This window comes from Flavobacterium sp. AC105 (assembly GCF_979258495.1).
Window position 1 is genome coordinate 3,409,985 of the sequence record NZ_OZ409860.1, and the last position, 26,040, is coordinate 3,436,024.

Annotated in this window: 24 protein-coding genes; 4 read left to right on the forward strand and 20 right to left on the reverse strand. The window is 33.4% G+C overall.

Features of this window, described 5'->3' with window-relative positions; translation table 11 throughout:
• Positions 1 to 69: 69 nt before the first annotated feature.
• From ACZ0AH_RS13915 to clpB, 6 genes are all read right to left on the reverse strand, one after another.
• Complete coding sequence (locus tag ACZ0AH_RS13915) at positions 70 to 957, reverse strand: carbon-nitrogen hydrolase (protein WP_463476399.1); 888 nt, start codon at positions 955 to 957, stop codon at positions 70 to 72.
• A 324-nt stretch (positions 958 to 1,281) separates the two neighbouring features.
• Positions 1,282 to 1,755: a DUF6169 family protein gene (locus ACZ0AH_RS13920; RefSeq protein WP_463476400.1), complete on the reverse strand. Its 474-nt coding sequence runs from the start codon at positions 1,753 to 1,755 to the stop codon at positions 1,282 to 1,284.
• A 327-nt stretch (positions 1,756 to 2,082) separates the two neighbouring features.
• Positions 2,083 to 2,496 (reverse strand): hypothetical protein, encoded by a 414-nt coding sequence (locus ACZ0AH_RS13925; protein WP_463476401.1) that lies wholly within the window; start codon positions 2,494 to 2,496, stop codon positions 2,083 to 2,085.
• Between the two features lie 334 nt (positions 2,497 to 2,830).
• Positions 2,831 to 3,721, reverse strand: coding sequence for a DUF808 domain-containing protein (locus ACZ0AH_RS13930; RefSeq protein WP_463476402.1), 891 nt, complete (start codon positions 3,719 to 3,721; stop codon positions 2,831 to 2,833).
• A gap of 59 nt (positions 3,722 to 3,780) precedes the next feature.
• On the reverse strand, positions 3,781 to 3,903 hold the full coding sequence (locus tag ACZ0AH_RS13935) for a hypothetical protein (RefSeq protein ID WP_463476403.1): 123 nt from the start codon (positions 3,901 to 3,903) through the stop codon (positions 3,781 to 3,783).
• 218 nt (positions 3,904 to 4,121) lie between these two features.
• Positions 4,122 to 6,725, reverse strand: coding sequence for an ATP-dependent chaperone ClpB (gene clpB, locus ACZ0AH_RS13940; protein ID WP_463476404.1), 2,604 nt, complete (start codon positions 6,723 to 6,725; stop codon positions 4,122 to 4,124).
• A gap of 207 nt (positions 6,726 to 6,932) precedes the next feature.
• On the opposite strand from clpB, the gene ytxJ reads away from it, so the two are divergent.
• Positions 6,933 to 7,322, forward strand: coding sequence for a bacillithiol system redox-active protein YtxJ (ytxJ, locus tag ACZ0AH_RS13945; RefSeq protein WP_463476405.1), 390 nt, complete (start codon positions 6,933 to 6,935; stop codon positions 7,320 to 7,322).
• Positions 7,323 to 7,401: 79 nt separating this feature from the next.
• On the opposite strand, the gene ACZ0AH_RS13950 is transcribed toward ytxJ, so the two are convergent.
• The 13 genes from ACZ0AH_RS13950 to ACZ0AH_RS14010 form a co-directional block, all read right to left on the reverse strand.
• Positions 7,402 to 8,568 (reverse strand): hypothetical protein, encoded by a 1,167-nt coding sequence (locus tag ACZ0AH_RS13950; RefSeq protein ID WP_463476406.1) that lies wholly within the window; start codon positions 8,566 to 8,568, stop codon positions 7,402 to 7,404.
• On the reverse strand, positions 8,565 to 9,560 hold the full coding sequence (locus tag ACZ0AH_RS13955) for a DUF2157 domain-containing protein (protein WP_463476407.1): 996 nt from the start codon (positions 9,558 to 9,560) through the stop codon (positions 8,565 to 8,567). The genes ACZ0AH_RS13950 and ACZ0AH_RS13955 overlap by 4 nt, the downstream gene beginning before the upstream one ends.
• A gap of 155 nt (positions 9,561 to 9,715) precedes the next feature.
• Complete coding sequence (argH, locus tag ACZ0AH_RS13960; RefSeq protein WP_463476408.1) at positions 9,716 to 10,996, reverse strand: argininosuccinate lyase; 1,281 nt, start codon at positions 10,994 to 10,996, stop codon at positions 9,716 to 9,718.
• Positions 10,997 to 11,135: 139 nt separating this feature from the next.
• Positions 11,136 to 12,206 carry a M20 family metallo-hydrolase gene (locus tag ACZ0AH_RS13965; RefSeq protein WP_463476409.1) on the reverse strand — a complete coding sequence of 357 codons (1,071 nt, stop codon included), beginning with the start codon at positions 12,204 to 12,206 and terminating at the stop codon, positions 11,136 to 11,138.
• Positions 12,207 to 12,291: 85 nt separating this feature from the next.
• Positions 12,292 to 13,065, reverse strand: coding sequence for an acetylglutamate kinase (argB, locus tag ACZ0AH_RS13970; protein ID WP_463476410.1), 774 nt, complete (start codon positions 13,063 to 13,065; stop codon positions 12,292 to 12,294).
• Positions 13,066 to 13,163: 98 nt separating this feature from the next.
• The gene (locus ACZ0AH_RS13975; protein ID WP_463476411.1) at positions 13,164 to 14,111 is read right to left on the reverse strand and encodes an N-acetylornithine carbamoyltransferase; all 948 of its coding nucleotides are present in this window, start codon (positions 14,109 to 14,111) and stop codon (positions 13,164 to 13,166) included.
• A gap of 93 nt (positions 14,112 to 14,204) precedes the next feature.
• A complete protein-coding gene (proB, locus tag ACZ0AH_RS13980; protein ID WP_463476412.1) occupies positions 14,205 to 14,966 on the reverse strand; it encodes a glutamate 5-kinase in 762 nt (253 codons plus the stop codon).
• 180 nt (positions 14,967 to 15,146) lie between these two features.
• Complete coding sequence (locus ACZ0AH_RS13985) at positions 15,147 to 16,340, reverse strand: glutamate-5-semialdehyde dehydrogenase (RefSeq protein WP_463476413.1); 1,194 nt, start codon at positions 16,338 to 16,340, stop codon at positions 15,147 to 15,149.
• Positions 16,341 to 16,434: 94 nt separating this feature from the next.
• The gene (locus ACZ0AH_RS13990; RefSeq protein WP_463476414.1) at positions 16,435 to 17,574 is read right to left on the reverse strand and encodes an aspartate aminotransferase family protein; all 1,140 of its coding nucleotides are present in this window, start codon (positions 17,572 to 17,574) and stop codon (positions 16,435 to 16,437) included.
• Between the two features lie 160 nt (positions 17,575 to 17,734).
• Positions 17,735 to 18,712 (reverse strand): N-acetyl-gamma-glutamyl-phosphate reductase, encoded by a 978-nt coding sequence (gene argC / locus ACZ0AH_RS13995; RefSeq protein ID WP_463476415.1) that lies wholly within the window; start codon positions 18,710 to 18,712, stop codon positions 17,735 to 17,737.
• Positions 18,705 to 19,898 (reverse strand): argininosuccinate synthase, encoded by a 1,194-nt coding sequence (locus tag ACZ0AH_RS14000; protein ID WP_463476416.1) that lies wholly within the window; start codon positions 19,896 to 19,898, stop codon positions 18,705 to 18,707. The genes argC and ACZ0AH_RS14000 overlap by 8 nt, the downstream gene beginning before the upstream one ends.
• 66 nt (positions 19,899 to 19,964) lie before the next feature.
• Positions 19,965 to 20,606: a GNAT family N-acetyltransferase gene (locus ACZ0AH_RS14005; protein WP_463476417.1), complete on the reverse strand. Its 642-nt coding sequence runs from the start codon at positions 20,604 to 20,606 to the stop codon at positions 19,965 to 19,967.
• A gap of 575 nt (positions 20,607 to 21,181) precedes the next feature.
• Entirely contained in the window at positions 21,182 to 23,452 is a 2,271-nt protein-coding gene (locus ACZ0AH_RS14010) for a M1 family metallopeptidase (protein WP_463476418.1), read from the reverse strand.
• Between the two features lie 185 nt (positions 23,453 to 23,637).
• Between ACZ0AH_RS14010 and ACZ0AH_RS14015 the strand changes: the two genes are divergently transcribed.
• The 3 genes from ACZ0AH_RS14015 (at position 23,638) to ACZ0AH_RS14025 (ending at position 25,731) form a co-directional block, all read left to right on the forward strand.
• Complete coding sequence (locus ACZ0AH_RS14015; protein WP_463476419.1) at positions 23,638 to 24,489, forward strand: aldose 1-epimerase family protein; 852 nt, start codon at positions 23,638 to 23,640, stop codon at positions 24,487 to 24,489.
• Positions 24,490 to 24,498: 9 nt separating this feature from the next.
• Entirely contained in the window at positions 24,499 to 25,047 is a 549-nt protein-coding gene (locus ACZ0AH_RS14020) for a GNAT family N-acetyltransferase (RefSeq protein WP_463476420.1), read from the forward strand.
• Between the two features lie 129 nt (positions 25,048 to 25,176).
• Positions 25,177 to 25,731 carry a DUF3575 domain-containing protein gene (locus ACZ0AH_RS14025; RefSeq protein ID WP_463476421.1) on the forward strand — a complete coding sequence of 185 codons (555 nt, stop codon included), beginning with the start codon at positions 25,177 to 25,179 and terminating at the stop codon, positions 25,729 to 25,731.
• Position 25,732: 1 nt separating this feature from the next.
• On the opposite strand, the gene ACZ0AH_RS14030 is transcribed toward ACZ0AH_RS14025, so the two are convergent.
• A complete protein-coding gene (locus ACZ0AH_RS14030; RefSeq protein ID WP_463476422.1) occupies positions 25,733 to 25,957 on the reverse strand; it encodes a VF530 family protein in 225 nt (74 codons plus the stop codon).
• Between the last annotated feature and the right edge of the window lie 83 nt (positions 25,958 to 26,040).

A 26,040-nucleotide genomic window follows, 5' to 3' on the forward strand; every position in this document is an offset into this window, starting at 1 on the left:
TCTGGATTTGTAAAATAAAAAAAGGACAAAATATTAATTTTGTCCTTTTACTATTTAATAATTGACTAATTAGTCAATTGCTCTTTTTGTGATATCTCCAAAAGCATCAATTCTTCTGTCTCTGAAAAATGGCCAGTTCTGACGTACATTTTCCTGTAAATCCAAATCAACTTCGGCAATTAGAATTTCTTCCTGATCGTGAGATGCCTGAGCTAAAATTTCTCCTTGTGGACCTGCAATAAACGACGCACCCCAAAATTGGATTCCTTCAGTTCCGTCAATATATTTTTCTAAACCAATTCGGTTTGCGGCAGCAACAAAAACTCCGTTTGCAACAGCATGACCTTTCATTACGTTCATCCATGCGCCATATTGATTTTCTCCGTATTGTTCTTTTTCTTTTGGATGCCAGCCAATTGCTGTAGGATAAAACAATACTTCTGCGCCTTTTAATGCTGTAATACGAGCCGCTTCCGGATACCATTGATCCCAGCAAATAAGTGTTCCTACTTTTCCTATTTTAGTTTCTATAGCCTGAAAACCTAAATCTCCTGGTGTAAAATAGAATTTTTCATAGAAATGAGGATCATCCGGAATGTGCATTTTACGGTATAAACCAGCTTCTGTTCCGTCAGTATCAATAATGTAAGCACTGTTATGATAGATTCCGGCCATTCTTTTTTCGAAGAAAGGAACAATAATTACTACTCCTAATTCTTTTGCCAATTCGCTAAAAGCAATAAATGAAGTACTGTATAATGGTTCAGCTAATGCAAAATTGTCTACATCTTCGCTTTGGCAAAAATAATGACTGCTATATAATTCCGGCAATAGGATAACTTCTGCGCCTTTATTGGCAGCATCTTTTACCCAGCTAATACATTTTTTAAGATTATTTTCGGCAACGTCGTTCAAATTTAACTGAACAACGGCTATTTTATATTTTCTTTTCGGCATGACATAAAATTTAGACTGCAAAAATAGTAATTTTTAGAGGGATTTCAAAACGAGTTTGATCAGCTACTTTTGAAGTTTATTACCAAATCTTCGAAATAATTTTTCTTCTAAAAATTTAAAAATACCAATCTTCTGTTTCTTTTCTAAATCTTTTGTGAATAATTTCTCCTTTTAATTTCTAATTGGGCACTTGCTAATTCTTCCCTATAATTGATATATTGGTTAATTTCTCGTTATTAAAAAAGCTATAATATAACATCCAAAAATTCTTTTTATACCGAGTTTCTTTCATTCCTATCCTTTAAAGAAAATTTAAAATCAAAATTATTTTAAATTTGTAAATTCATCTAATTCTAAATTTACTTTTTGAACAACTTCTTCAAGCTCATAAAATTCAGTTTTGAAAATAAATCCTAAATGATAATTCATATTTTCTTCCGGAATTGGATACTGAAAATTAACTTTAGAAAATTCATCTCTTTCTGTTTTTATATACCATTTGTCAAATAGTTTTTTTCTATAATCTTGTTTAAGATCGACGCTATCACATACATAATGCAGTATAAACAGTGGATTTTTAAGAAGAAAATCATTTATAATAGCTGTGATTGTATTTTCTATTTCCGGATCATTAAAAAATTTCTGATTATTGGTTTCTCCAAAATCTACAGAATATAAATTTTCAAAAAAATCATTATCAAAATTCATTTTCCGAAAGGTGACAAAATATTTTAAACCATATTTTGTACTAAAATAAAAAAGAGGGTCACGACCCTCTTCTAAAATATATTGATACATAAAGAACTAACTTTACTTATTTAATCTTAATATAACTTCTTTACGATGTTCTTCTTTTAAATCTACCAATTTCTTCAAAACAGAAACTGTTTTAGGATTTGGCTTTATGATTATAGTTTTTTCCATGGCTGCTTTTGAATTACAATACAAATGTAAGAAAAAAAAACTTATATCTGTTTCACTTCAATTAAATTATAAAATATCCGAAAATTATAATTCCTACAATTATTTAAATAAACCAAAAACCACTTTACAAATTTCATTCATTTAAAAGAATCAAATATTTGCAAAATGGTTTCTAACCTAATTTATCAACTTAAAGTGGTATTAATCGATAACTACTTTTTGAATTAAGAATTCCGTTTCTGATTTTTTGAATTTGATTTCGAAAGTTCCTTTTGTTGCTGATTTAAATTTGTAAACAGTCTTTTTAGGATCCGGAACTTGTTGTGTGCAAACTCCTGATGGATATTTTGCTTCTATTTGTAATCCTTTTACGGCTCCAATTGTAACTTCAGAGATTTTATTGAATTCTCCGCAAGCGTTATCTACTACAAAAGTAACATCGTAACTAAGTTCGTCATTTACTTTTCCGGTTGCCGGTCCTTCGATTTTTGTTACTAAAGCTGTTTTTGTAGTTTGTACTGGAGGAGTTGGTTTGTCATCGTCATTACTGCAAGAAACTAATGCTGTTGCTAAAAATAATACTACAAAAACTGATTTAAATTTAAAATTTTTCATATAAAATAATAATTAATTGTTAATTACTATGAAGATGGAGCTGTATAACTTTAGTTGCTTTGGCAAAATGTTAAATATTTTCAATAAAGGATTAAACAACTAAAAATCAAACTATTATTTATCGAAAAAAAATTACGCAACTACCGTTATTTCTTATGAAAATTAAATTTCTAGTCTAGCCCCGATAGCAGCGATATCCTTTTTATTCGCTTTTTTGCGGATAAAAAGATATAGCGAATAGCGGGACAAAACGTCTTTTGAAAATGATTGATTTGCTTCAAAAAAAAACACCAACCTTTCGATTGATGTTTAAATTTTTATTTTGGAAATAAATTTATTCAGCCTTAGTTTTCTTAGGAATGATTTTTTTAACCAGATTTACAAGCCCTAATACCACAAGCCCTAATACCAAACCAATTACAAATTCTTTTACAATTGAAGGAAGGCTAATTTGAGGCGATAAATGATGAAAAAACGGAATATAATGTACAAAAATTCCTCCGGCAACTAATAATAAAGCGATTGTACCAATTACGGTTAAAGCTTTGATAACCAGCGGAAGCGCTTTTACTAATATATTACCAATAAATTTTGATAAGCTTTTCTCTTTTTTACTGATTTGAATCAATTTAAAACCTGCTTCGTCCATTCTGACAATCAGTGCCACAATTCCGTAAACACCAATTGTTGCAATAACGGCAATGATCGATACGACTATAATTTGCTGTAAGATGGGTTTGCCAATTACGGTTCCAAGCGCAATAATTACGATTTCGACTGATAAGATAAAATCGGTTACAATTGCTGATTTTACTTTGCCTTTTTCAGCTTCCAGAATTTGTTCTTCTGTCAAAATTTCATCAGTTATTCCTTCTGATTCTTCATGTTCATGCGGAAATATATATTCGTATATTTTTTCGGCTCCTTCATAAGCTAAAAAAAGTCCGCCAAGTACCAGAATTACAATGATTGCAATTGGAAAAAAAGCGCTCAATAAAAATGCAATTGGCAAAATGATTACTTTGTTAAGAAGTGAACCTTTACTGATTGCCCACAAAACCGGAAGTTCGCGAGATGAAGCAAATCCTGAAGCTTTCTCTGCATTTACGGCCAAATCATCGCCTAAAATACCAGCTGTTTTTTTTGCTGCAACTTTACTCATTACTGCAACATCATCCATAATTGCTGCGATATCATCTAATAGTACGAAAAAACCTGACGCCATTTTATTTGTTTATTTGCGCGAATTTACTACTTTTTTTGGTTTAATTAAATCCTAAAAAATTAACGGCTGCATTGGCCTAATAAAACCCATATAATAATAAATACAAAAATAGTCCCAAAGCATCCGCCTCCTAATTTTTTCGCACCGTAACCCGCTAATAATCCTCTAAATAAGTTATTCATAGTAATTTTGTTTTATGTTATTTTTCTTTTTTTAATAAATTAATTTTTTAATAAAATTATAGTTTCGTAAAGATCCTTAATTAATCAGAAAATCTTTTTATAATACTTTTGCAAAAAGTTTCATGATTCACGGATTTTAATATATAAAAAAAACACCAGCCTTTTGACTGGTGTTTTTTCCCTCAAAAAAATAAAACCAAAAAAAATAAACCAAACAATTATTCTATTGGTTGGGTTTGATTTCTAAAAACCAATTTCCCATCGAAAGCATCTATCAAAATAATACTGTCTGTAGCAATGTTTCCTGCCAAAATTTCTTTTGACAATTGATTCAGCACTTCTCTCTGAATCACACGTTTTACCGGTCTTGCACCAAATTGCGGATCAAAACCTTTGTCTGATAAATATGCAATTGCTTCTGGTGTTGCATCCATTGCAATGCCTTGCAGCGCCAGCATTTTTGTAACACTCTTAAGCTGTAAACTCACAATTCTCGAAATATTATCGACTGTTAAAGGTGTAAACATTACGATTTCGTCGATACGGTTTATAAATTCCGGACGAACTGTTTGTTTCAACAATCCTAAAACTTCTGTTTTTGCAGCTTCGGTTGCGGCTTCAATTCCGCCTTTTAAGTTCTCGAATTTCTCTTGTATAATCTGACTTCCCATATTAGAAGTCATAATGATAATTGTATTTTTAAAATCGGCCAAACGACCTTTGTTATCGGTTAATCGGCCTTCATCCAAAACCTGCAATAAAATATTGAATGTATCCGGATGCGCTTTCTCAATCTCGTCTAACAAAATTACAGAATATGGTTTTCTACGAACAGCTTCAGTCAATTGTCCGCCTTCATCATAACCTACATATCCCGGAGGCGCTCCCACTAAACGGCTCACGCTGTGACGTTCCTGATACTCACTCATATCGATACGCGTCATGGCATTTTCGTCGTCAAAAAGATATTCTGCCAAAGCTTTTGCCAACTCCGTTTTACCCACTCCGGTTGTACCTAAAAATAAGAAGGTTCCAACTGGTTTTTTCATATCCTGCAAACCTGCACGACTTCTGCGAACGGCGTCGCTTACGGCTTCAATTGCTTCTTCCTGGCCCACTACTCTTCTGTGTAATTCTTCTTCCAGATGAAGCAGTTTTTCTCTTTCTGTCTGAAGCATTTTCATAACCGGAATTCCGGTCCATTTTGCCACAACTTCTGCAATATCCTCACGGGTCACTTCTTCTTTAATCAAGGAAGTTCCTGATTGGTATTCTTGTAATTGTTTTTGAAGAATATCAAGACGTTCCTGTGCTTCTTTGATTTTTCCGTAACGAATTTCGGCTACTTTTCCGTAATCGCCGTCACGTTCTGCGCGTTCTGCTTCGTATTTAAAATCTTCAATTTCTTGTTTTACTGCCTGAATTCCGTCAACAATATCTTTTTCAGATTTCCATTTTACATAGATTTCGTTGCGTTCTTCTTTCAGGTTAGCCAAATCCATGTGAAGGATTTTCAGTTTGCTTTCTTCTTTTTCACGTTTAATGGCTTCAATCTCAATTTCTAACTGCATGATTTTACGATCCAAAACATCTAATTCTTCTGGTTTTGAATTGATTTCCATACGCAGTTTAGAAGCTGCTTCGTCCATCAAATCAATAGCTTTGTCCGGTAAAAAACGATTCGTAATATAACGTTGCGAAAGTTCAACTGCTGCAATAATTGCCTCATCTTTAATTTGAACCTTATGATGTGTTTCGTATTTTTCTTTAATTCCACGCAAAATTGAAATCGCACTTTCAGTATCCGGTTCATCAATTAAAACCTTTTGAAAACGACGTTCCAACGCTTTATCTTTCTCAAAATATTTTTGATATTCATCTAAAGTCGTAGCTCCAATTGCCCTTAATTCTCCACGGGCCAAAGCCGGTTTCAGGATATTTGCCGCATCCATTGCGCCTTCTCCTCCACCCGCACCTACAAGTGTATGAATCTCATCAATAAATAAAACGATATCACCTTCTGCAGCCGTAACTTCTTTTACGACTGATTTCAAACGCTCTTCGAATTCTCCTTTGTATTTTGCACCGGCAATAAGTGCACCCATATCTAGTGAAAAAACAATTTTATCTTTCAGGTTTTCAGGTACATCTCCATCAACAATTCTATGCGCTAAACCTTCTGCAATAGCGGTTTTACCAACTCCTGGTTCTCCAACCAACATTGGGTTATTTTTAGTTCTGCGTGTTAGAATCTGTAATACACGACGAATTTCTTCATCACGGCCAATAACAGGATCCAATTTTCCGGTACGCGCTAATTCATTTAAGTTTTTAGCGTATTTATTTAATGAATTATACGTTTCTTCAGCTGAAGCTGATGTTACTCTTTCGCCTTTACGAAGTTCTTCGATTGCCGCTTTTAAGCCTTTTCCGGTAACGCCCTGATCTTTTAAAATCTGAGAAACTTTGCTTTTTGAATCGAAAATGGCCAGGATTAAATGTTCGATAGAAACATATTCGTCGTTCATTTTCTGAGCAATGATTTCGGCTTCGTTCAATGCTTTGTTTGCATCGCGGGAAAGTATAATATCACCTCCTGAAACTTTAGGAAAGCTTTGAATGGTTGAATCTAATATTTGTAAAAACAAAGGCACGTTAACGTTCAGTTTCTTCAAAATAAATGGTGCCACATTTTCGTCTACTTCAAAAATAGCTTTAAAAATGTGTTCGTTTTCAATTTGTTGCTGTCCATTACGTTGGGCCAATTGCTGCGAAAGCTGAATGGCTTCTTGCGACTTAATAGTAAATTTATTTATGTTCATATGTATACGATTTATGATTGATTTTTAGTTTAAATAATCGATATCATTAAAATTACAATTTATTGAATTAAATTTTTCCATTATAATGATATAACTTTGCATCAGAACATTCAAATTACATTCCATACTAAAAACACAGACAAAACGGCATTAAACACTGGATCTCGATCCATTTTTAACGTCAAAAAGTCATAAAACAAGTCAAATATGAGTTTTTTAAATTCAATCTTCGGAAGTTCAGAGAATACCGATTCTCCAAAAAGTAATATAAATTGGATAGAATTAACTGATTTATCGCAATTAACACAAATAGAAGCTGTATCAAATGAAAAACCTGTTGTGATTTTCAAACACAGCACAAGATGCAGCATTAGCCGTATGGCATTGAAGCAATTTGAGCGTGAATTTGATTTGGAAAATGTAGTTGATGCTTATTTTTTAGATCTGATTGCGCACAGGGATATTTCAAATGAAATTGCAAATCGATTTAATGTGTATCACGAATCACCGCAATTGATTTTAATCAAAAGCGGAAAAGCTGTTTACGATGTTTCGCATAGTGATATTACTGTTGAAGGCTTAAAAAATAAAGTCTGAAAAATTATTTTTCACCATTAAGATATTAAGGTTCATTAGGGTTTAAACTTAATTTTCTTAATATCTTAATGGTAAAAAACTAAAAAGTTCCTTCTGAACCTCCTCCACTAAAACCTCCGCCTCCAAAATCCATTGGAGAATCTGCCGGTTTTACTTCTGGCTTTAAGCCGAATGTTGAAGCTACAATTAAAGCTTCGGCGTTTAAAAATACATTTGAGTTATTGATTCTGTCCGGTTTAAAAGTCAAACCGGTCTCTTTATTTTTTAAATTTTTAATCGAAAAATAAGCGATTGCAAACAATACTAATCCGCCAAAAGTTAACGCTACTTCTATAGGTAAAACCGAATAATAAAATCTGATGGTGTAAATTGAAAAACCAATTGCCAGAAAGCTGATCCAAAGCATGATCCTGTCTTTTGTTTTTAAGGCTTGCGCCAAATAAACAATCGGAACGATAATCGTAAAAGCATAGAAAAAAATCGCAAATGGAATGTCTTTTCCAGGCAGCACTTCGTTTCCTAAAAGCATTACCGAAAGCTCTCTTACTACCAAATAATTGCAGGAAAGATAAAAGAGAATCAAACAGAAACTATTTGCCAAAAGAATTCCTTTATAATGATAAATTTGCGTTAGATTCTGGAGTAATTTTTTCGTAAAAAAATAAAATCCAGCCGAAAATAACATCGCTACAAATGGTAAAATAGTTTTTCCGATGGCGCCAAACTCAAACAAACCATAAAATAAAACTGCAGAAGCGGCCAAGCAAAAAACAAGCATTGACGGCAAATTCAAATAGCGTCTGTACATTACAAAGGAAGCAATTGCCATGAAAACTGCAATTATTAATTCATATCCTTCTGTAGTTATGGCAACAGCAAATCCTACATTTAAAATCGTTCCCAAAACAAAAGCATCGTCTAAACCGTGTTTGTAATAATTTTTAGTCGCCAGTAATTCTGACCCGATAAAACCAATTACTATAAAAATATAACAGCAAATTTTGAAAAAGAATTCTTCTCCGGCAAGTCCAAGCAATGAAACTGCGCTACATATTGATGAATACAAAAATGATCCCAGCAAAAAGAATCCTAATCGTACCAAAATATTGCTATGCATTTTAAAGTCCGGCAATTGTTTTTTAATTAAATCTTTTTGTTCTTTACTTATAAAACCTCCGTGTTGCAAAGAATTTGCTTCTTCCAATAGGGCCAAATCGTTTAATAACTCTTTATTGTATACTATCATTCTGCAATTTCTTTATGAAATTTTTTAATTAATTTAATAAACAATATTATAGAACCTATGAAATAAGCCGGCAACATAAAGACGAATAACATCCATATATCCGAAAAATCAATATTCTCAAAAATTCTAAACACAAATATGTTTATGCCGATATAAGCGTATATAATCATAAAAACATACAGAGACATTGCTTGATATTCGTGACTTGCTTTATAAAAATAATAAGAGGAACCGCCCAAAATTAGACCGAAAACAAACCAAATACCATTATCATCACTTACTAAATTGCTGATGGCTGCAATGCTAATGATATGCAAGGCAAAAGTTAGGTAAATAAGATTAAAATGGGTTTTAAGTGCTATTCTGGCACTATAAATCGTCCACAAAATCAGTAACCCCCCAAGTACAATAGCCGAATAACTTAAGGTTTCGTTAGAATAAAAATCATTGTTCAGCAAATCCCTTGGTGTCACCGAAAGTCCTATATAAGCCGCTAAGCCAGTGATTGCAATGGCTAAAACACTTTTATTATCGAAATAATAGGCACAAAAAAAACTCACAATTGTTGGGATTAAAGTTGCTAATCCGTAATGTGTACCGAAAGGTTTATACTGAAATTGCAAATATCCTATAAAAATACACGTGAGGATATTAGCGGCCAAAACCAGATATTCTAAAACAGGATTTTCAAAAATTGTTTCTGATTTCTGGAATCCTTTTGCGTTTTTAAAACAGAAGTAAAAACAAACTACTATAACAATTAATAATAACGAAAGAATTGCAATGTGCCCAATGCTATCAATGTTTTTATAAATTAAAACTCCAATTCCCGAAGTAAATAGCAAAACCGACAAATACAGAAAAAACTTTAATTCGGCATTAAGCGAAAAAATATTCAGATTTCGATAAGCAAAAATTTCCTGATATTGATTTTCTGTAATTAGATTTTTATCTAATAATGCTTTGGTAGCCTTTTCTTCGAAGTTCCTCATATTTTTATATTTACAAAAGTGTAAATCAAAAATAGTGTTTTTGATTTAGTAATTCATTTTTATTTGTAAGATGATTATTGTCAAACTTTAAATGTTACTTAAAACCAAAAAACCCAAATCTTTCGATTCGGGCTTTAACTTTTTAGCTTCTCTAATTAATAAGAAGCTTTCATTTTATCTTTGATAGCATCTAAACACAAATTATTAATACTGCCTTCGTGTGTGTGTTTGGTTTCTTTTGGAGATTGATAGGTTCCTGCTTCCAATTGTTCTGCAACGGCTTTGTATGCATCTCTAAAAGGCATTCCGGCAACAACCATTTCGTTTAAAGTATCTACCGTAAACAGGTAATCGTATTTTTTATCTTTTAAAATATTATCTTTTACTGTAATATCTTTTACCGAGAAAATCGCAATATCCAAACATGCTTTAAGGTTTTGAAGCGCCGGAAACAAACCTTCTTTCAAAAGCTGTAAATCTCTGTGATAACCGCTTGGTAAATTATTCGTGATCAAAGTAATTTCGTATGGAAGTGCCTGAATCTTGTTGCATTTTCCTCTGATTAATTCGAATACATCAGGATTCTTTTTATGAGGCATAATGCTTGAACCTGTTGTAAGATGTGGCGGTAAACCAATGAAATCAAAATTCTGGCTCATATACAAACAAACATCCATTGCAAATTTTGATAACGTTCCAGCTACACTTGCCATTGCAAAAGCAACAGTTTTTTCTGCTTTTCCGCGGCTCATTTGAGCAGCAACGGCGTTGAATTTCAGAGTTTCGAAACCTAGTTCCTGAGTGGTGAAAGTTCTGTTGATTGGGAAAGAACTTCCGTAACCTGCCGCAGATCCTAATGGGTTTTGATCTACAATTTTTAAAGCTGCATTTAACATCGTAACATCATCAATGAAACTTTCGGCGTAAGCTGAAAACCACATTCCGAATGACGATGGCATTGCGATTTGCAAATGCGTATATCCCGGCAATAAAACGTTCTGGTGCTTTTCTGCCGATTCCATTAATAAATCAAACAATGTTTTTACCTGTTCTTTTATCGCTTTTAATTCATCTTTTAAATACAAATGAACATCTACTAAAACCTGATCGTTACGTGAACGTGCGGTATGGATTTTTTTTCCGGCATCGCCAAGTTTTACCGTCAATAAATATTCTATTTTTGAGTGAACATCTTCAAAACTGTCTTCGATTTCGAAGTTTCCTTTTGCAACATCTGCAATGATTTCGTTTAAAGCATCAACCAAAGAAGTTGTTTCTTCTGTAGTTAACAACCCAATCTGCCCAAGCATTTTGGCATGTGCGATTGAACCTAAAGCATCATATTTTGCAAGAACCAAATCCAGTTCACGATCGTTTCCTACGGTGAAATGTTCGATTTGTTTGTCTGTTGCAATTCCTTTTTCCCAAAGTTTCATAGGTAGATTTTAGATTTTTAGACTTCTTAGATTTTTAGATCTTTCCAATCTTTACGTTTAATTTCGCCACGAATTCACGAATTATTTTTGATAATCTTTGAAGATATAAATTCGTGAATTCGTGGCGGTTATAATTTTATTATAATTTAAAGAAATCGGTTAGTATTTTGATATACAAATCGACTCCTTCTTCTATTTCGTTGATGAAAATAAATTCATCTGCTGAATGTGAACGCAGTGTTTCTCCTGGCCCTAGTTTTAATGACTGGCAACTCAAAACAGACTGATCTGAAAGTGTTGGTGAGCCATAAGTGGTTCTTCCTAAAGCGATTCCGGCTTGTACTAAACCGTGAGTAACCGGAATAGACGACGCATTTAAATGCATGGATCTTGGCGTTACTTCGGCATTTACGTTTGCTTTTACAACGTCAAGAATTTCGGTATTAGAATAACGGTCGGTTACACGAATATCTACCACCAAATCACATTCTGAGGGTACAACATTATGCTGTTTTCCGGCACTGATTTGCGTTACGGTCATTTTTACAGGACCTAAAACTTCAGAGATTTTATCGAATTTATAGTTTTTAAACCATTCCATTACGGGAATTGATTTGTATAATGAATTATCTTCGTTTTGATGCGCGGCGTGACTTGCAGTTCCTTTTACTTTTACATCAAGAACTAACAAACCTTTCTCAGCTACAGCTAGTTGCATTAAAGTTGGTTCTCCCACAATCGCGCAATCCAACTCTGGCAAATGTTTTAAAACGCTGTTTAAACCGTTTTTTCCGCTGCTTTCTTCTTCAGCGGAAGCCACAATTACAATATTATGAGACAGGTTTTGGTTTTCGTAAAAATGCACAAACGTTGCTAATAATGAAACCAGACATCCTCCGGCATCATTGCTTCCTAATCCGAATAATTTACCATCTTTTTCGATTGCTTTAAACGGATCGTTAGTGTAAGCCTGATTTGGCTTTACGGTATCATGGTGTGAATTTAGTAAAAGTGTCGGTTTATTTTTGTCGAAATATTTATTGAAAGCCCACACATTATTGTTTTCTCTATTGAAAGGAATTTCGTTTTGATTGAACCAATTTTCTATTAAAAGTGCTGTTTGATCTTCTTCACTTGAAAATGAAGGCGTCTCAATTAGATTCTTTAATAATGCAATTGCTTCCTGGGTAAGCGTTTCTATATTTTTCATTTTTAGTAGGTACTGAGGTACTAAGTTTCTGAGGTTCTAAGATTGCAAAAGTCTTAGTTTCTTAGCAACTTAGCAACTTTTTTCTTTATAATGTAATCGTTGTATGTAAAACGTCTGGGTTTTGAAGCATTTTGTGATGCCCAATCTTGATTTTCTGAACGCCTCTTGATAAACTATTGAAACAATTATCCAGTTTCGGAATCATACCGGAATGGATTACTTTTTCGACTTTTAGTTTATTGTAAAGTTCTTCGTTGATTTCTGTGATTACAGAAGAATCATCTTCTGAATCTTGCAAAACACCTTGTTTTTCAAAACAGTACGTTAGCGTAACATCAAAAACTTCAGATAATGCAATTGATAATTCGCTTGCAATAGTGTCGGCATTTGTGTTTAATAATTGTCCGTTTTTGTCGTGTGTGATGGCACAGAAAACGGGAACTATTCCGGCTTCAAGTAAAGTTGCCAATAACTTTGTATTGACTTGTTTTACATCGCCTACAAAACCATAATCTATTGTTGGGTGATTTCTTTTTGTTGACTGAATCAAATTTCCGTCAGCGCCTGAAAATCCCATTGCGTTGTTATTTTTTGCCTGCAATTGTGCGACAACATCTTTATTAATTTGTCCGGCGTAAATCATTACCACAACATCAAGCATTGCCGCATCAGTAATTCGACGGCCTTCAATCATTTGCGGAACTAAACCAATACTTTGCGCCATTTTTGTAGCCGATTTTCCACCTCCATGAACTAAAACTTTATATCCTTCGATTTTAGAAAAATCGGTTAAGAATTGTTCTAATTCGGTGGGATTGTCGATTATATTTCCGCCAATTTTTATTACGGTAACTCTCATAAGTTTCTGAGGTGCTAAGATTCTAAGCTGCTAAGATTTATTCTAAAATTCTAAAAATACGTAGCAGCTTAGTATCTTAGAAACTTAGTAGCTTTTAACTACATTTTCTTCAAAATCTTTTGTAAAACTAATTGTGCCGAATACGTTCTGTTATTGGCTTGCTGAATTACGATTGAATTTTCGCTGTCAATAACTTCATCGGTTACAATTACGTTACGACGAACCGGAAGACAATGCATAAATTTTCCGTTGTTGGTTAATGCCATTTTTTCGGCTGTAACGGTCCAGTTTGAATCTATATTGGTCACTTTTCCGTAGTCGTTGAAGTTACTCCAGTTTTTTACGTAAACAAAATCGGCATTTTCGAACGCTTTGTTTTGATCGTATTCAATTTTGCAGTCTTTTGTAATTTCCGGGCTCAATTCGTAACCTTCAGGATGCGTGATTACAAAATCCATGTCTTTTTGCATTTGCATCATTTCTACAAATGAATTTGCAACTGCCTGAGGCAAAGCTTTTGGGTGCGGCGCCCACGAAAGTACTACTTTTGGTTTGTGCTTTGTTTTGTATTCTTCCATCGTAATAGCGTCTGCCAAGGATTGCATTGGATGACGAACGGCGCTTTCCATATTCACTATTGGAACCGTTGCGTGTTTCAAGAATCCTGAAATTACCGTTTCAGCATAATCTTTTTCTTTGTCTACCAAACCTGCAAATGCACGAATCGCGATGATATCACAATATTGAGATACTACTTCGGCTGCTTCCTTAATATGTTCTGAAGCACCGGAATCCATAACTGCTCCGTCTTCGAATTCTAATGTCCAGCCTTCGTTGGTAAAATTCATCACCATAACGTTCATTCCTAAGTTTATAGCTGCTTTTTGAGTACTCAAACGCGTTCTTAAACTCGGGTTAAAGAATAACATTCCCAGAGTTTTATTTTTCCCTAAGTCTTGATTTTTAAGCGGGTTCTTCTTTATTTTTAATGCGCTTTTTACCCATTTTGATAATGAGTCGATATCTTGTATTGAAATATAATTCATTGTTTCTTTGTTTTTTCTGCCACGAATTCACGAATTAAAATTTAATTTTTATCGAAATAAAATTCGTGAATTCGTGGCTGTATATATAAACTATTAAATAATCTTAGTAAAAGGAATTTCTCCTTCTAATGCTTTTAAAATAAAATTATCATTTAACCCGTTGACGATCCAGGTTTCTATGTTGGCGGCTTTTGCGATTCCGGCTGCTTCGATTTTGGATTGCATTCCGCCTGTTCCGTGCGATGATTTTGAATCTCCGATTTCTTTTTCTAATACTTTTAGATCGTTTACCAATTTTATCGTTTCAGGATTTTCATCGTGAATAGAATCTTTCGTGTAAATTCCGTTTGTATTAGTCGCAATAATCAGAATATCAACATTTAAAAGAACCGCCGTTAATGCTGCTAATTTATCATTATCTCCAAACCGAATCTCATCTGTGGCAACGGTGTCGTTTTCATTAATAATCGGAATATAATTGTTCTCGACCAAAACATTTATCGTATTGACAATATTTACTTTCGATTGTTCTTTTTCAAAATCTGAATAAGACAATAAACATTGTGATGTCAATAATCCTAAATCACTGAAATTTTCATGGAAAATCCGCATTAAATGGGGTTGTCCAATTGAAGCTAAGGCTTGTTTTAACGCAATTTCTTTGCCTTTGCTTTCTAGTTTTACAAATTGTTTAGCGGCTGCGATCGCTCCTGAACTCACGATTACAAATTCGTAATCTTTGTTTAAAGCGGCGATCTGCATACCAATATCTTCAATCTTTCCCCGTGAAATATGATTGGTTTCTTTGGTTAAAGTATTACTTCCTATTTTTAATAAAATCCGTTTTTTGCTCATTTTTGTTTTGGTTTTGCCACAAAGGCACGAAGGCACTAAGTTTCTTTTTACCGCAAAGGCGCTAAGGTTTTTATATTCCTATGTGTTTACAAACGCAAAGTTCGCAAAGCTTTGTTCTTAATTAAATTCCAAATTTAATAATCTAAAATTCTAAGATGTCTAACAATCTAAGAAGTCTCATTATCTTATTTGTCCTTCTCCGTAAACGTACCATTTATTTGTTACAAGATGCTGTAAACCAATTGGTCCGCGTTGGTGTAATTTATCGGTGCTTATGGCTAATTCTCCGCCAAGGCCAAACTGTCCGCCGTCTGTAAAACGGGTTGAGGCGTTGTGATAAACTGCAGCGGCGTCAACTGATTCCATGAATTTTTTTGCAATATTATCCTCTTTTGTAATTATTGCTGCCGAATGTCCGCCGCAATATTTATTGATTTTTTCAATTGCATGTTCTTCAGAATCAATTGTTCCGATGACGATTTTATAATCAAGAAACTCTTCATACCAAATATCTTCGTTTTGAAGTGTTTCTGTATTTTCGAAATTTTCTAATGATTGATCAACGATTACTTCTACTTTATTTTCAATTAAAGCTTCAATTAACATGGCGACAAAACCTTCAAAATTAGGTAATCTCGAGTCGATTAAAACTTTATCCAAAGCATTGCAAGCCGAAATTTTAGAGGTTTTAGCATTCAAAATTATTTTTAAAGCCAAATCTGTATCTGCATTTTCATGAACGTAAACGAAATTATTTCCGCGACCGCTTACAATTACGGGACAAGTCGCGTGTTGCTTGACAAACTCAATTAATTTTTCTCCACCTCTTGGCACAATTAAATCGACTTTTTGAGTTGGTTTTTCTAAGAAAGCCTGCGTTTCAGCACGATTAAAATTCAAATAATCTACCCAATCTTTCGATACTCCGTTTTCTTCAAGAGCCTGATGCCATAAATCAACAATTTTTAAATTTGATTTTAATGATTCTTTTCCTCCTTTTAATAAAATCTTATTTCCGGATTTAAAGGCAATTCCACCAGCTTCTATTGTAACGTCGGGACGTGATTCGTAAATAATTAATATGGTTCCGAATGCTGCGGTTTTATTGACTACTTTGATTCCATTATCATGAACAAAATGAAAACGCTCTACTCCAACAGGATCTTCCTGCGAAGCCAATTGATTTAAAGATAAAATCATCTCATCGACTTTTTTATCATCTACTTTCAGGCGTTCTTCCATCGCTAAATCTGAACCGTCGTAAGCCAATAAATCTTCCTGGTTGGTTAGAATTATTTGACTCCGCTCCTGCTCGACCAGCTTTGCCATAGCATGCAAAACGAGATTGCGTTTTTCGATTGATAATGGATTCATAATTTCTAGTTGGTTGGTTGTTTTTTGGTTGTTTCGTCTAATTGAAACTTATAATATGCCTAACAGGTTTTAAAACCTGTTAGGATGAATATATTTAATTTTGAAGTTCTTCTAAACTTTCTTTTAAAGCTACTATAAAAGTATCTATGTCTGATTTTTTTACTGTAAGTGGCGGTAAAATTCTTAACAGATTTTTGTTGTTGGCACTTCCTGTAAAAATGTGTTTTTCGATGATTAGTTTTTTTCTTAAAGCAGAAACGTCAAAATCAAATTCAACACCAAGCATTAAACCTTTTCCTTTTACTTGTTTGATTCCCGGAACTTGTTTTATTTGTTCTGAAAAATAAGCCGAAACTTCGTTTACGTTATCAATTAAATTTAGCTTTTCTATTACATCAAGAACCGCGATTCCTGCTGCACAAGATAAATGGCTTCCGCCGAAAGTTGTGCCTAATAATCCAAAACTTGCTTCAAATTTTGGTGAAATTAAAATGGCTCCAACCGGAAATCCATTCCCCATTCCTTTTGCAACTGAAATAATATCAGCGTTGATTCCGTGATGTTGGAAAGCGAAGAATTTTCCGCTTCTTCCATATCCTGATTGTACTTCGTCTAAAATTAAAACCACATCATGTTTTTTACATGCTTTTTCTAAAGCCTGAAAAAATTCTGTTGTTCCCTGGTCTAAACCTCCAACTCCCTGAATTCCTTCGATAATTACGGCCGAAACATCTCCTTTTGCCAATTCAGCTTCCACTAATTCAATTTGGTTTAGGGGTAAAAAAGTAACGACTTGCTGTGCATTTATTGGCGCAACAATTTTTTTATTATCGGTAACAGCAACGGCTGCAGAAGTTCTTCCGTGGAAAGAATTATGAAAAGCTATAACTCTTGATTTTCCGTTATGGAAAGAAGCTAATTTTAAAGCATTTTCGTTTGCTTCGGCTCCTGAACTGCATAAAAACAATTCATAATTTTCTAATCCTGAAAGTTTGCCTAATTTCTGTGCCAATTCTACCTGCAAAGGATTCTGAATTGCATTTGAATAAAATCCTAAATGATCCAGTTGATTTTTCAGTTTGGCTACATAATCCGGTTGCGTGTGGCCAATCGAAATTACGCCATGTCCGCTATATAAGTCTAAATATTCTACTCCGTTATTGTCTGTAATCGTGCAATCTACTGCTTTTACAGGTGTTATATCGTAAAGTGGGTATACGTTGAATAAATTCATGTTTTTTTGTTTGTTTTGTTTCAGGTTTCAAGTTTCAAGTTGGCACAGAACGTGAAACTTGGAACTTTGAACTTGAAACTGATTTAAGTTTCAGTATTCTTATTTCAAGTTACGTACAGAACGTACAAACTTGAAACTTTAAACCTGAAACAAATTTTTCCTAAAATCCGCTTGGTTTCAAATGTAAACCTGTGGTTTCTTCTAATCCGAACATCAAATTCATGTTTTGAATCGCTTGTCCTGAAGCACCTTTGGTTAAATTGTCAATGATTGAGGTAATCAAAATCCGGTTTCCTTTTTTCATTAAACTAATGATACATTTGTTGGTTTGCACGACTTGTTTCATATTGATATTTGTCGTTGTAACAGTCACAAACGGTTCATTTTTATAGAATTCTTCGTATTTAGCAACAGTTTGTTCCAGACTTTCGTCTGAAATTGTATATAAGGTTGCAAAAATCCCTCTTGGAAAATCGCCCCTGTTTGGAATAAAAAGCAATTCACTTTCAAAATCATCCTGCAACTGAACCAGACTTTCTGAAATTTCTCCTAAATGCTGGTGTTCAAATGCTTTATAATGCGACATATTGTTGTTTCTCCAACTGAAATGCGATGTTTCTGAAAGTCCGACTCCTGCGCCGGTACTTCCGGTTGTTGCATTAATATGAACGTCATTATTCAACAAATCATGTTTTGCTAAAGGCAACAAAGCCAATTGAATCGCCGTAGCAAAACAGCCTGGATTTGCAATGTAATTTGCTTTTTTGATGTCTGCTTTATTCAATTCGGGTAAACCGTAAATAAAATCTTTTCCTTCAAAATGAGCGTCTTTATTCAATCTGAAATCATTTCCTAAATCGATGATTTTTGTATGACTTGCAAATTGATTTTCCTGTAAAAATGAAATCGACTTTCCGTGACCTAAACACAAGAAAACAACATTTACATCCGGATTTATTTTATCAGTAAAATTCATTTCAATATCTCCCATCAAATCGTGGTGCGCCACAGAAAGCGGTTTACCCGAATTTGTTGTGCTGTAAACAAAATCGATGTTTACATTAGGATGATACATTAATATTCTGATAAGCTCCCCGGCCGTATAGCCCGAACCACCAATTATTCCGATATTAATCATGATCTAAATGGTTTACAGATGAAAATATGTTTTGCGCATTTCCTAAAATCTTAATAAATCCTTTTGCATCGTCAGACGTCCAGGCATTGTTCATTTCTCCGTATTGACCAAAACCAGTGTTCATCAAATCATTTTTAGATTCGATTCCGTCAAGCGAAAAATGGTATGGTTTTAACGAAACAGTTACAGTTCCATTTACTGTTTTTTGTGTGTCCTGCAAAAATGTTTCAATGTTACGCATTACAGGATCTAAAAACTGACCTTCATGAAACAACATTCCGTACCAGTTTCCTAATTGTTCTTTCCAGTATTGCTGCCATTTACCAAGTGTATGTTTCTCTAATAAATGGTGCGCTTTGATGATAATTAATGGCGCAGCAGCCTCAAAACCAACTCTTCCCTTAATCCCGATAATGGTATCTCCTACGTGAATATCTCTACCAATTGCGTATGCATTTGCCAGTTTTTCAAGTTTTACAATATTGTTTTCAGGAGCATCTTTTTTACCGTTTAAGGCAACTAATTCTCCTTGTTCAAAATGTAAAGTCACTTTCTCTTCGCCTTCTTTTTGCAATTGCGAAGGATAAGCTTCACTTGGCAATGGCTGGCTTGAGGTTAAGGTTTCTTTTCCTCCAACGCTTGTTCCCCAAAGTCCTTTATTGATCGAATATTGCGCTTTTTCCCAAGAATAATGAACGCCGTTTTTAGCTAAATAATCCACTTCTTCTTGTCTTGACAATTTTAAATCTCTAATTGGTGTAATAATTTCAATTTCCGGAGCTATGGTCTGGAAAATCAAATCGAAACGAATTTGATCATTTCCTGCACCTGTACTTCCATGTGCGATCGCGCTTGCTCCTACTTTTTTAGCATATTTTATAGCTTCAATTGCCTGAAAAACACGCTCTGCACTTACTGATAATGGATAAGTATTGTTTTTTAATACATTTCCGAAAATCAAATATTTTATCGCTTTATCGTAATATTTATCTATGATTGTTAGGTTGGCGTGTTGCGCGCTTCCTAATTCATAAGCTCTTTTTTCAATTGCTGTTAATTCTTCTGCATCAAATCCTCCTGTATCTACAAGTACGGTGTGAACTTCGTATCCTTTTTCATTTTTTAAATATTTCAAACAATACGAGGTATCTAATCCTCCACTATAAGCTAATACAACTTTTTTCATTTTTTTATAATTTAGGCTAATACTTTCGTATTTAGCAAGTTTGAGATTTCTTTTTTGTAATTATTCTTAGGGTAAAAAAATAAACGACAATAGTTTATTTAAAAATAAAGCTTGTTTTATTTTTCTTAATCTGTTCAAAACAGCTTCGTTAAAAGGGTGTTTTGGCGGATCTTTTTGTTTTTCTTTAGGGTCGTACAACATTCCTGTACAAAGACACATTTTGTTTTCTTTGCTTTTTAGAATTTCATAATTGGTACAGGTTTTACAGCCAGACCAAAAACTTGGATCTGTTGTAAGTTCAGAGAAAGGCACTGGTTTGTACCCTAACTCAGAGTTGATTTTCATTACAGCCAAACCGGTTGTAATACCAAATATCTTAGCGTCTGGATATCTTTTTAAGGAATAATCAAAGACTTTTGATTTGATTTTTTTGGCCAAACCTAAACTTCTATAATCCGGATGTACAATTAATCCTGAATGTGCCACGAATTTTCCGTGCTGCCAACTTTCGATATAACAAAAACCTGCAAATTTTCCATCTGCCAAAGCAATCATCGCATCACCGTTCGACATTTTTTTCTGAATGTATTCAGGAGTTCTTTTAGCAATCCCTGTACCTCTTAACAAGGCAGATGATTCTATTGTATCGCAAATTTCCTGTGCGAATTTGAAGTGTTCTTCCTGAGTTACAACAATAGAGATTTTCATTTCAATAGTTGAAGTTAGAGTTAAAAATTAAAACGTATTGTTTAGTTTGAAATCCAAAAATCAATCCAATAAAAATAGACAAAATAGAAGTAACATTCTCAAAATCAAAAACTTGATTAAGAAAATTCAAAAAATAATATATACTTTTAGGATATGTTTGTCCAATGGACAAATGGTGTGATTTCAAAATGAAAAATGAATATAAATAAATACGCGGCGAAAAACTCTGTGAATACTATAGAGATAGCATCCGTACTTCGGGAGAAGTTACAGGTGAGTTTGTCCGTGACAAAGAAGTTATATTTAAACTTATTTTATTCATCGGTGCAAAAGTACACTATTTTTTTATTTACAAAACAAAAAATTAAAATTCTAACATTTTTTTAATGTAATGTTATTTTTTGAGATTCTGAGGTTCTGAGTTTTTTTTTAAAATTAGAATTTGACATTGGTCATGCAAACCTGAAACTTGGAACTTGAAACTTGAAACCTGAAACATTAGACCTGAAACAAACCAAAAAACCCGATAGTTACCAAATAACTATCGGGTTTTAAATATTTTAGAATCATAATTTTTAATTTTTTGTAAACGGAATAGATTGTCCGTTACCTAAAATTATCATATCAAATCCTGTTTTTGCATCGTTAAATTTAAATTTTAATCCGGCACTTGTAGATTGAAAAGCATCTTTTTCGTTTTCTACAGGAGTTACCGTAAATTTAGGAAAGTTTGTAATTTCAACATTTAATGTACTATTCTTTTCGGTAAAATCAATTTTTAATGGAGCTCTTGCAGTTGAATATGATCCTAAATAACCATCTAAAATAATATCTTTTTCTACTTGCCCTTTTCCTGCTGTCCAAACATTATTACTTTCGTTATGATCTGGAAAAACATGATCAGGATCTAAAGTTATGCTTTCAATTTCTTCAGTAGAATTATGTTTGAAAGACCATACATTATTACGCTGCCATACTTCTACAGGAACGTTTATTCTTGAAACTTTACCGCTTTTTGTTTTAACTTCTGCAACAATTGGCATTGGCATTTTATCAAAATTTTCAACTGTAATTACAACTCCCTTTGATGGATCGTTTTTTACATATTTAATTGATTTTATACCTTGGTCAAAACGCCAGTTGTTTACGTACCAGCTTCTCCAAAACCAGCTTAAATCCTCACCTGCAACATTTTCCATAGATCTGAAAAAGTCATCCGGCTGTGGATGTTTGTAAGCCCAACGTTCTACGTAAGTACGGAAAGCAGTATCAAAACGTTCTTTTCCTAAAATTTGTTCTCTTAAAATTACCAAACCTGAACTTGGTTTAAAATAACACAACATACCAATATTAGCTTCCTTCATATTGTCCGGAGAACTCATTATGGTTTCTAAATCAGGTCTTGTGAATGACTCTGCTGTTTTGTGTAAATCTGTTGCTTCATCATTATACTCGCCTTTATTAAATTCTGCAGTACTTATTGAGTTTATAAAAGTATTAAAACCTTCATCCATCCATGCAAATAATCGTTCGTTTGAACCTACAATCATAGGAAACCAGTTGTGCCCAAATTCATGATCTGTAACTCCCCATAAATCTTTTCCTTTAGATTCCCATCCGCAAAAAACAATTCCCGGATATTCCATTCCGCCTTCATTTGCTGCTACGTTTGTCGCAACCGGATAAGAATATTCAAACCATCTTTTAGAATAATTTTCGATTGCAGCTTTTACATATTCTGTAGAACGGCCGTAAGCGTCATTTCCTGCACTTTCTACCGGATAAGCTGATAATGCCAATGCTTTTTTACCGCTTGGCAAGTTTATTTTTGCTCCATCTAAAATAAAAGCCGGAGACGATGCCCAAGAAAAATCACGAGCATTTTTTAGTTGATAATGCCATGTTTTTTCTCCGGCAGCATTTGTATTTGCAGTTGCAGCAACTTCGTCAGCAGAACGGATCATAACTGTTTTATCGCTCAAAGACGCATCTTTATAACGCTTAAATTGATCAGCAGGCAATACTTCTGATCCATTTAATAATTCTCCGGAACCTACAACATAATGATTTGCAGGAGTTGTAATTTTTACATCAAAATCTCCGTATTCCAAATAAAACTCAGATGCACCTAAATAAGGAGCAGTATTCCAGCCTCTTACATCATCGTACACACACATACGCGGGTACCATTGTGCGATTGTAAAGATTTTACCGTTTTTAGTCTGCAAAACTCCCATTCTGTCAGATCCTTCAAAAGGAGCTATGAATGAAAATTCGATTTTGATTTTTACAGCTGCACCTTTTGAAGCTAATTCTTCAGGAAGAAAAATTTGCATTCTGGTGTCTGTAATTACATATTTTGCCTCAATTTCAGTTTTTTTCTTTCCGATAGAAATAACTTTCACTGATTTTATTTTATTTCCTCCGTCAAAAACCTGACCCTGAGCTCCGTTACGACTTCCTGTTAAAGGCACAACCGCATTTCCTCTTGAATCTTCTTTGAATAAATTTTGATCTAAATACAACCAAACAAATGACATTTTATCCGGACTATTGTTCGTATACGTAATTTCGTCTGTACCAACAAGTTCATTTGTTGTTCCGTTTAATTTTACAGTCAATTGATAATCTGCCCTATTTTGCCAGTACTCAACTCCTGGCTGGCCACTTGCAGAACGGGTTGGCGTACCATTTTTAGTGTAAAAATTTGGTGCAAACGCATCATGGTAATTATAATTATTAACTGGATTTACTGCTGTTGCGGCTGGTGTTTGTTGCGCCCAAACAGAAGAAATCCCAACAAACAAAGCCATGGTTAGTAAGGCTTTAAAGGAATGCTTTTTCATATTTTTTAGCTATTTATGTAGCAAATTAATGAAAAAAAAAGCTATTTGCAGAGAAAAATTAAAACATAAATTTAATTTTAGCAAAAATTTATCAAAAAAATAATTTAAGCTATTTTCCTAAAAAAATAAAATTTATAAAATATATTTACATCAATATATAATTAATTCATTTCAACTCTCATACTTTGAAGACAACTATCTCAAATTCAACAATAAGTGCATCTATAAATCATTTTGGAGCAGAATTATTTTCATTCAAAGACAATCAAAATAAAGAATACATCTGGGAAGGAAATCCTGATTTCTGGGGAAAACATTCTCCTATACTTTTTCCAATTGTTGGTACTTTAAAAAACAACAGGTATACAATTAGCGGAAAAGAATATCAATTATCCAGACATGGTTTTGCCCGCGACATGGAATTTCAACTGATTGAAAAAACTGAAAATAGTGCTGTTTTCTCATTACAATCTGATGAAGAAACATTAAAAAAATATCCTTTTAAATTTGAATTACAGTTAATTTATACTCTTGAAGATACTGCGCTAACTATTGGTTATAAAGTAATTAATAAAGGCGAAACCAAAATGCCTTTCTCCATTGGAGCGCATCCGGCAATCGCTTTGCCTGATAATTTTGAATGTTATGCTTTTGAATTTGAAAAAGAAGAAAATTTAAAATATTATCTTTTGGAAAATGATTTGATCTCCGATAAAACTGCAATTCTTGAAACTTCTGATAATTTAGTTCCTTTAAAATATCAATTATTTGAAAATGATGCTTTGATTTTTAAAACACTGGAATCAAATTCGTTGACCATTCTAGAAAATTCAAAACCGTATGTAAAAGTTGATTTTGAAGATTTTCCAAGTTTAGGAATCTGGACAAAAGATCAGGCACCATTTATTTGCATTGAACCTTGGTTTGGATATTCAGACACGGCTGAAAACTCAGGAGATTTATTTGAAAAAGAAGGGGTTTTAGTTTTAGATGCCAATCAGGCGTTTAATTCAAAATTCAGTATACAAATATTATAATTTAAAAAAATGCTAGAATTCAACTTTACTCCATTCCCCATTATAGAAACTGAACGTTTACTTTTAAGAAGAATAACAAACGATGATGTGAATGAAATTTTCGAATTGCGTTCGAATCCTGAAACCATGAAATATATTCCGAGACCTTTAGTAAAAACAACTGAAGATGCATTGGAACATATTGCTATGATTGAAGAAAAAATTGTAACAAACGTCGGGATAAATTGGGGAATTACTTTAAAAGGTAATCCAAAATTGCTTGGAATCATTGGATATTACAGAATGCAACCTGAAAATCATCGTGCCGAAATTGGGTATATGCTGTTACCAGAATTTCATGGAAAAGGATTTATTCCGGAAACCGTTAACCGATTAGTTCAATATGGTTTTGATGATTTAAAATTACATTCTATTGAAGCTGTGATTGACCCTGAGAATTTTGCTTCTGAAAAAGTATTGCAAAAATGCGGTTTTATTAAAGAAGCACATTTAAAAGAAGCGGAATTTTACGAAGGTAAATTTTTAGATAAGGTAATTTACTCGTTACTAGAAAAGTAACTTTTTATTTTCTAACAGGAAAGAATCTTTGTTAAAAGCAAAGTTTTTCACAATACTTTTTATCCTGATTGCGTTATATTTGTACTCGAAATAAATAATCCTATCTTATTCTCCTATTAAAAATACCTCATGAAAAAAGTATTCATTATTATTGTTCTTTTCTTTTCAATACAATCACAAAGTCAAACTTTCATAAAATTTAACGCAGCCACAGCTCTTCTTGCCATTCCAAATATTGGTATTGAAACCAGTATTGGAGAAAAAACTACTGTAAATTTAGACGCAATGGCGTCATTCTGGAAGTCCTTTAATGGTCACAGTCCTATGGAATTTTACACTTTTACTGCAGAACTGCGTTATCATTTTAAAGAAAAATATAATGGCTTTTATGTAGGAGGAAATGCAGGTCCTGATATTTATAAAATCCAAAAATGGAATTATTTTGATACTACCCAATATGAACATGGTTATGGATATCGTTTGGGAGTTACAGTAGGATATAATCTTAAACTAAACGATAGATTTGTACTTGATTTTTTTGCTGGTGGCGGCTGGCACCAAGGTTTTTATCATGGCTATTATAATGATGGAACACCTGGAAGATATGATGCTGCTAAAAACTGGAACAAAAGCGGCGAATGGCTTCCGTATCGTGGCGGAGTTATGATTTCTTATAAATTGTAGATTAACGAAACTTAGGCAAGGATTTTACATATAAATCTTCTACTTTTTTACGTGCCCAATCGGTTTTTCTTAGAAAAGTTAAACTTGATTTTATGCTGGGATTTGACATAAAACACTTTATCGGAATTAATTCTCCTAAAGTATCAAAACCATAATAGTCAACTAATTTTTCTAGTATTAATTTTAACGTCATTCCGTGTAAAGGATCTTTAGATTGATTTTGCATCTTTTATATTTAGAATAATATTAAAAAGACCGTACTTAAAAGTGCGGTCTTTCTTTTTTACAAAATTAGTAAATTGAAATCTA

Coding starts and splice junctions, on each gene's coding strand:
- ACZ0AH_RS14020 (WP_463476420.1), top strand. CDS start 24,499: ATGCTAGAATTCAACTTTACTCCATTCCCCATTATAGAAACTGAACGT.
- clpB (WP_463476404.1), bottom strand. CDS start 6,725: ATGAACATAAATAAATTTACTATTAAGTCGCAAGAAGCCATTCAGCTT.
- ACZ0AH_RS14005 (WP_463476417.1), bottom strand. CDS start 20,606: ATGAAAATCTCTATTGTTGTAACTCAGGAAGAACACTTCAAATTCGCA.
- ACZ0AH_RS13950 (WP_463476406.1), bottom strand. CDS start 8,568: ATGATAGTATACAATAAAGAGTTATTAAACGATTTGGCCCTATTGGAA.
- proB (WP_463476412.1), bottom strand. CDS start 14,966: ATGAGCAAAAAACGGATTTTATTAAAAATAGGAAGTAATACTTTAACC.
- ACZ0AH_RS13915 (WP_463476399.1), bottom strand. CDS start 957: ATGCCGAAAAGAAAATATAAAATAGCCGTTGTTCAGTTAAATTTGAAC.
- ACZ0AH_RS13925 (WP_463476401.1), bottom strand. CDS start 2,496: ATGAAAAATTTTAAATTTAAATCAGTTTTTGTAGTATTATTTTTAGCA.
- ACZ0AH_RS14030 (WP_463476422.1), bottom strand. CDS start 25,957: ATGCAAAATCAATCTAAAGATCCTTTACACGGAATGACGTTAAAATTA.
- ACZ0AH_RS13985 (WP_463476413.1), bottom strand. CDS start 16,340: ATGAATCCATTATCAATCGAAAAACGCAATCTCGTTTTGCATGCTATG.
- ACZ0AH_RS14010 (WP_463476418.1), bottom strand. CDS start 23,452: ATGAAAAAGCATTCCTTTAAAGCCTTACTAACCATGGCTTTGTTTGTT.
- ACZ0AH_RS13990 (WP_463476414.1), bottom strand. CDS start 17,574: ATGAATTTATTCAACGTATACCCACTTTACGATATAACACCTGTAAAA.
- argB (WP_463476410.1), bottom strand. CDS start 13,065: ATGAGAGTTACCGTAATAAAAATTGGCGGAAATATAATCGACAATCCC.
- ACZ0AH_RS13965 (WP_463476409.1), bottom strand. CDS start 12,206: ATGAAAAATATAGAAACGCTTACCCAGGAAGCAATTGCATTATTAAAG.
- ACZ0AH_RS14025 (WP_463476421.1), top strand. CDS start 25,177: ATGAAAAAAGTATTCATTATTATTGTTCTTTTCTTTTCAATACAATCA.
- ACZ0AH_RS13955 (WP_463476407.1), bottom strand. CDS start 9,560: ATGAGGAACTTCGAAGAAAAGGCTACCAAAGCATTATTAGATAAAAAT.
- argC (WP_463476415.1), bottom strand. CDS start 18,712: ATGATTAATATCGGAATAATTGGTGGTTCGGGCTATACGGCCGGGGAG.
- ACZ0AH_RS14000 (WP_463476416.1), bottom strand. CDS start 19,898: ATGAAAAAAGTTGTATTAGCTTATAGTGGAGGATTAGATACCTCGTAT.
- ACZ0AH_RS13935 (WP_463476403.1), bottom strand. CDS start 3,903: ATGAATAACTTATTTAGAGGATTATTAGCGGGTTACGGTGCGAAAAAA.
- argH (WP_463476408.1), bottom strand. CDS start 10,996: ATGAAACTTTGGGAAAAAGGAATTGCAACAGACAAACAAATCGAACAT.
- ytxJ (WP_463476405.1), top strand. CDS start 6,933: ATGAGTTTTTTAAATTCAATCTTCGGAAGTTCAGAGAATACCGATTCT.
- ACZ0AH_RS13975 (WP_463476411.1), bottom strand. CDS start 14,111: ATGAATTATATTTCAATACAAGATATCGACTCATTATCAAAATGGGTA.
- ACZ0AH_RS13930 (WP_463476402.1), bottom strand. CDS start 3,721: ATGGCGTCAGGTTTTTTCGTACTATTAGATGATATCGCAGCAATTATG.
- ACZ0AH_RS13920 (WP_463476400.1), bottom strand. CDS start 1,755: ATGTATCAATATATTTTAGAAGAGGGTCGTGACCCTCTTTTTTATTTT.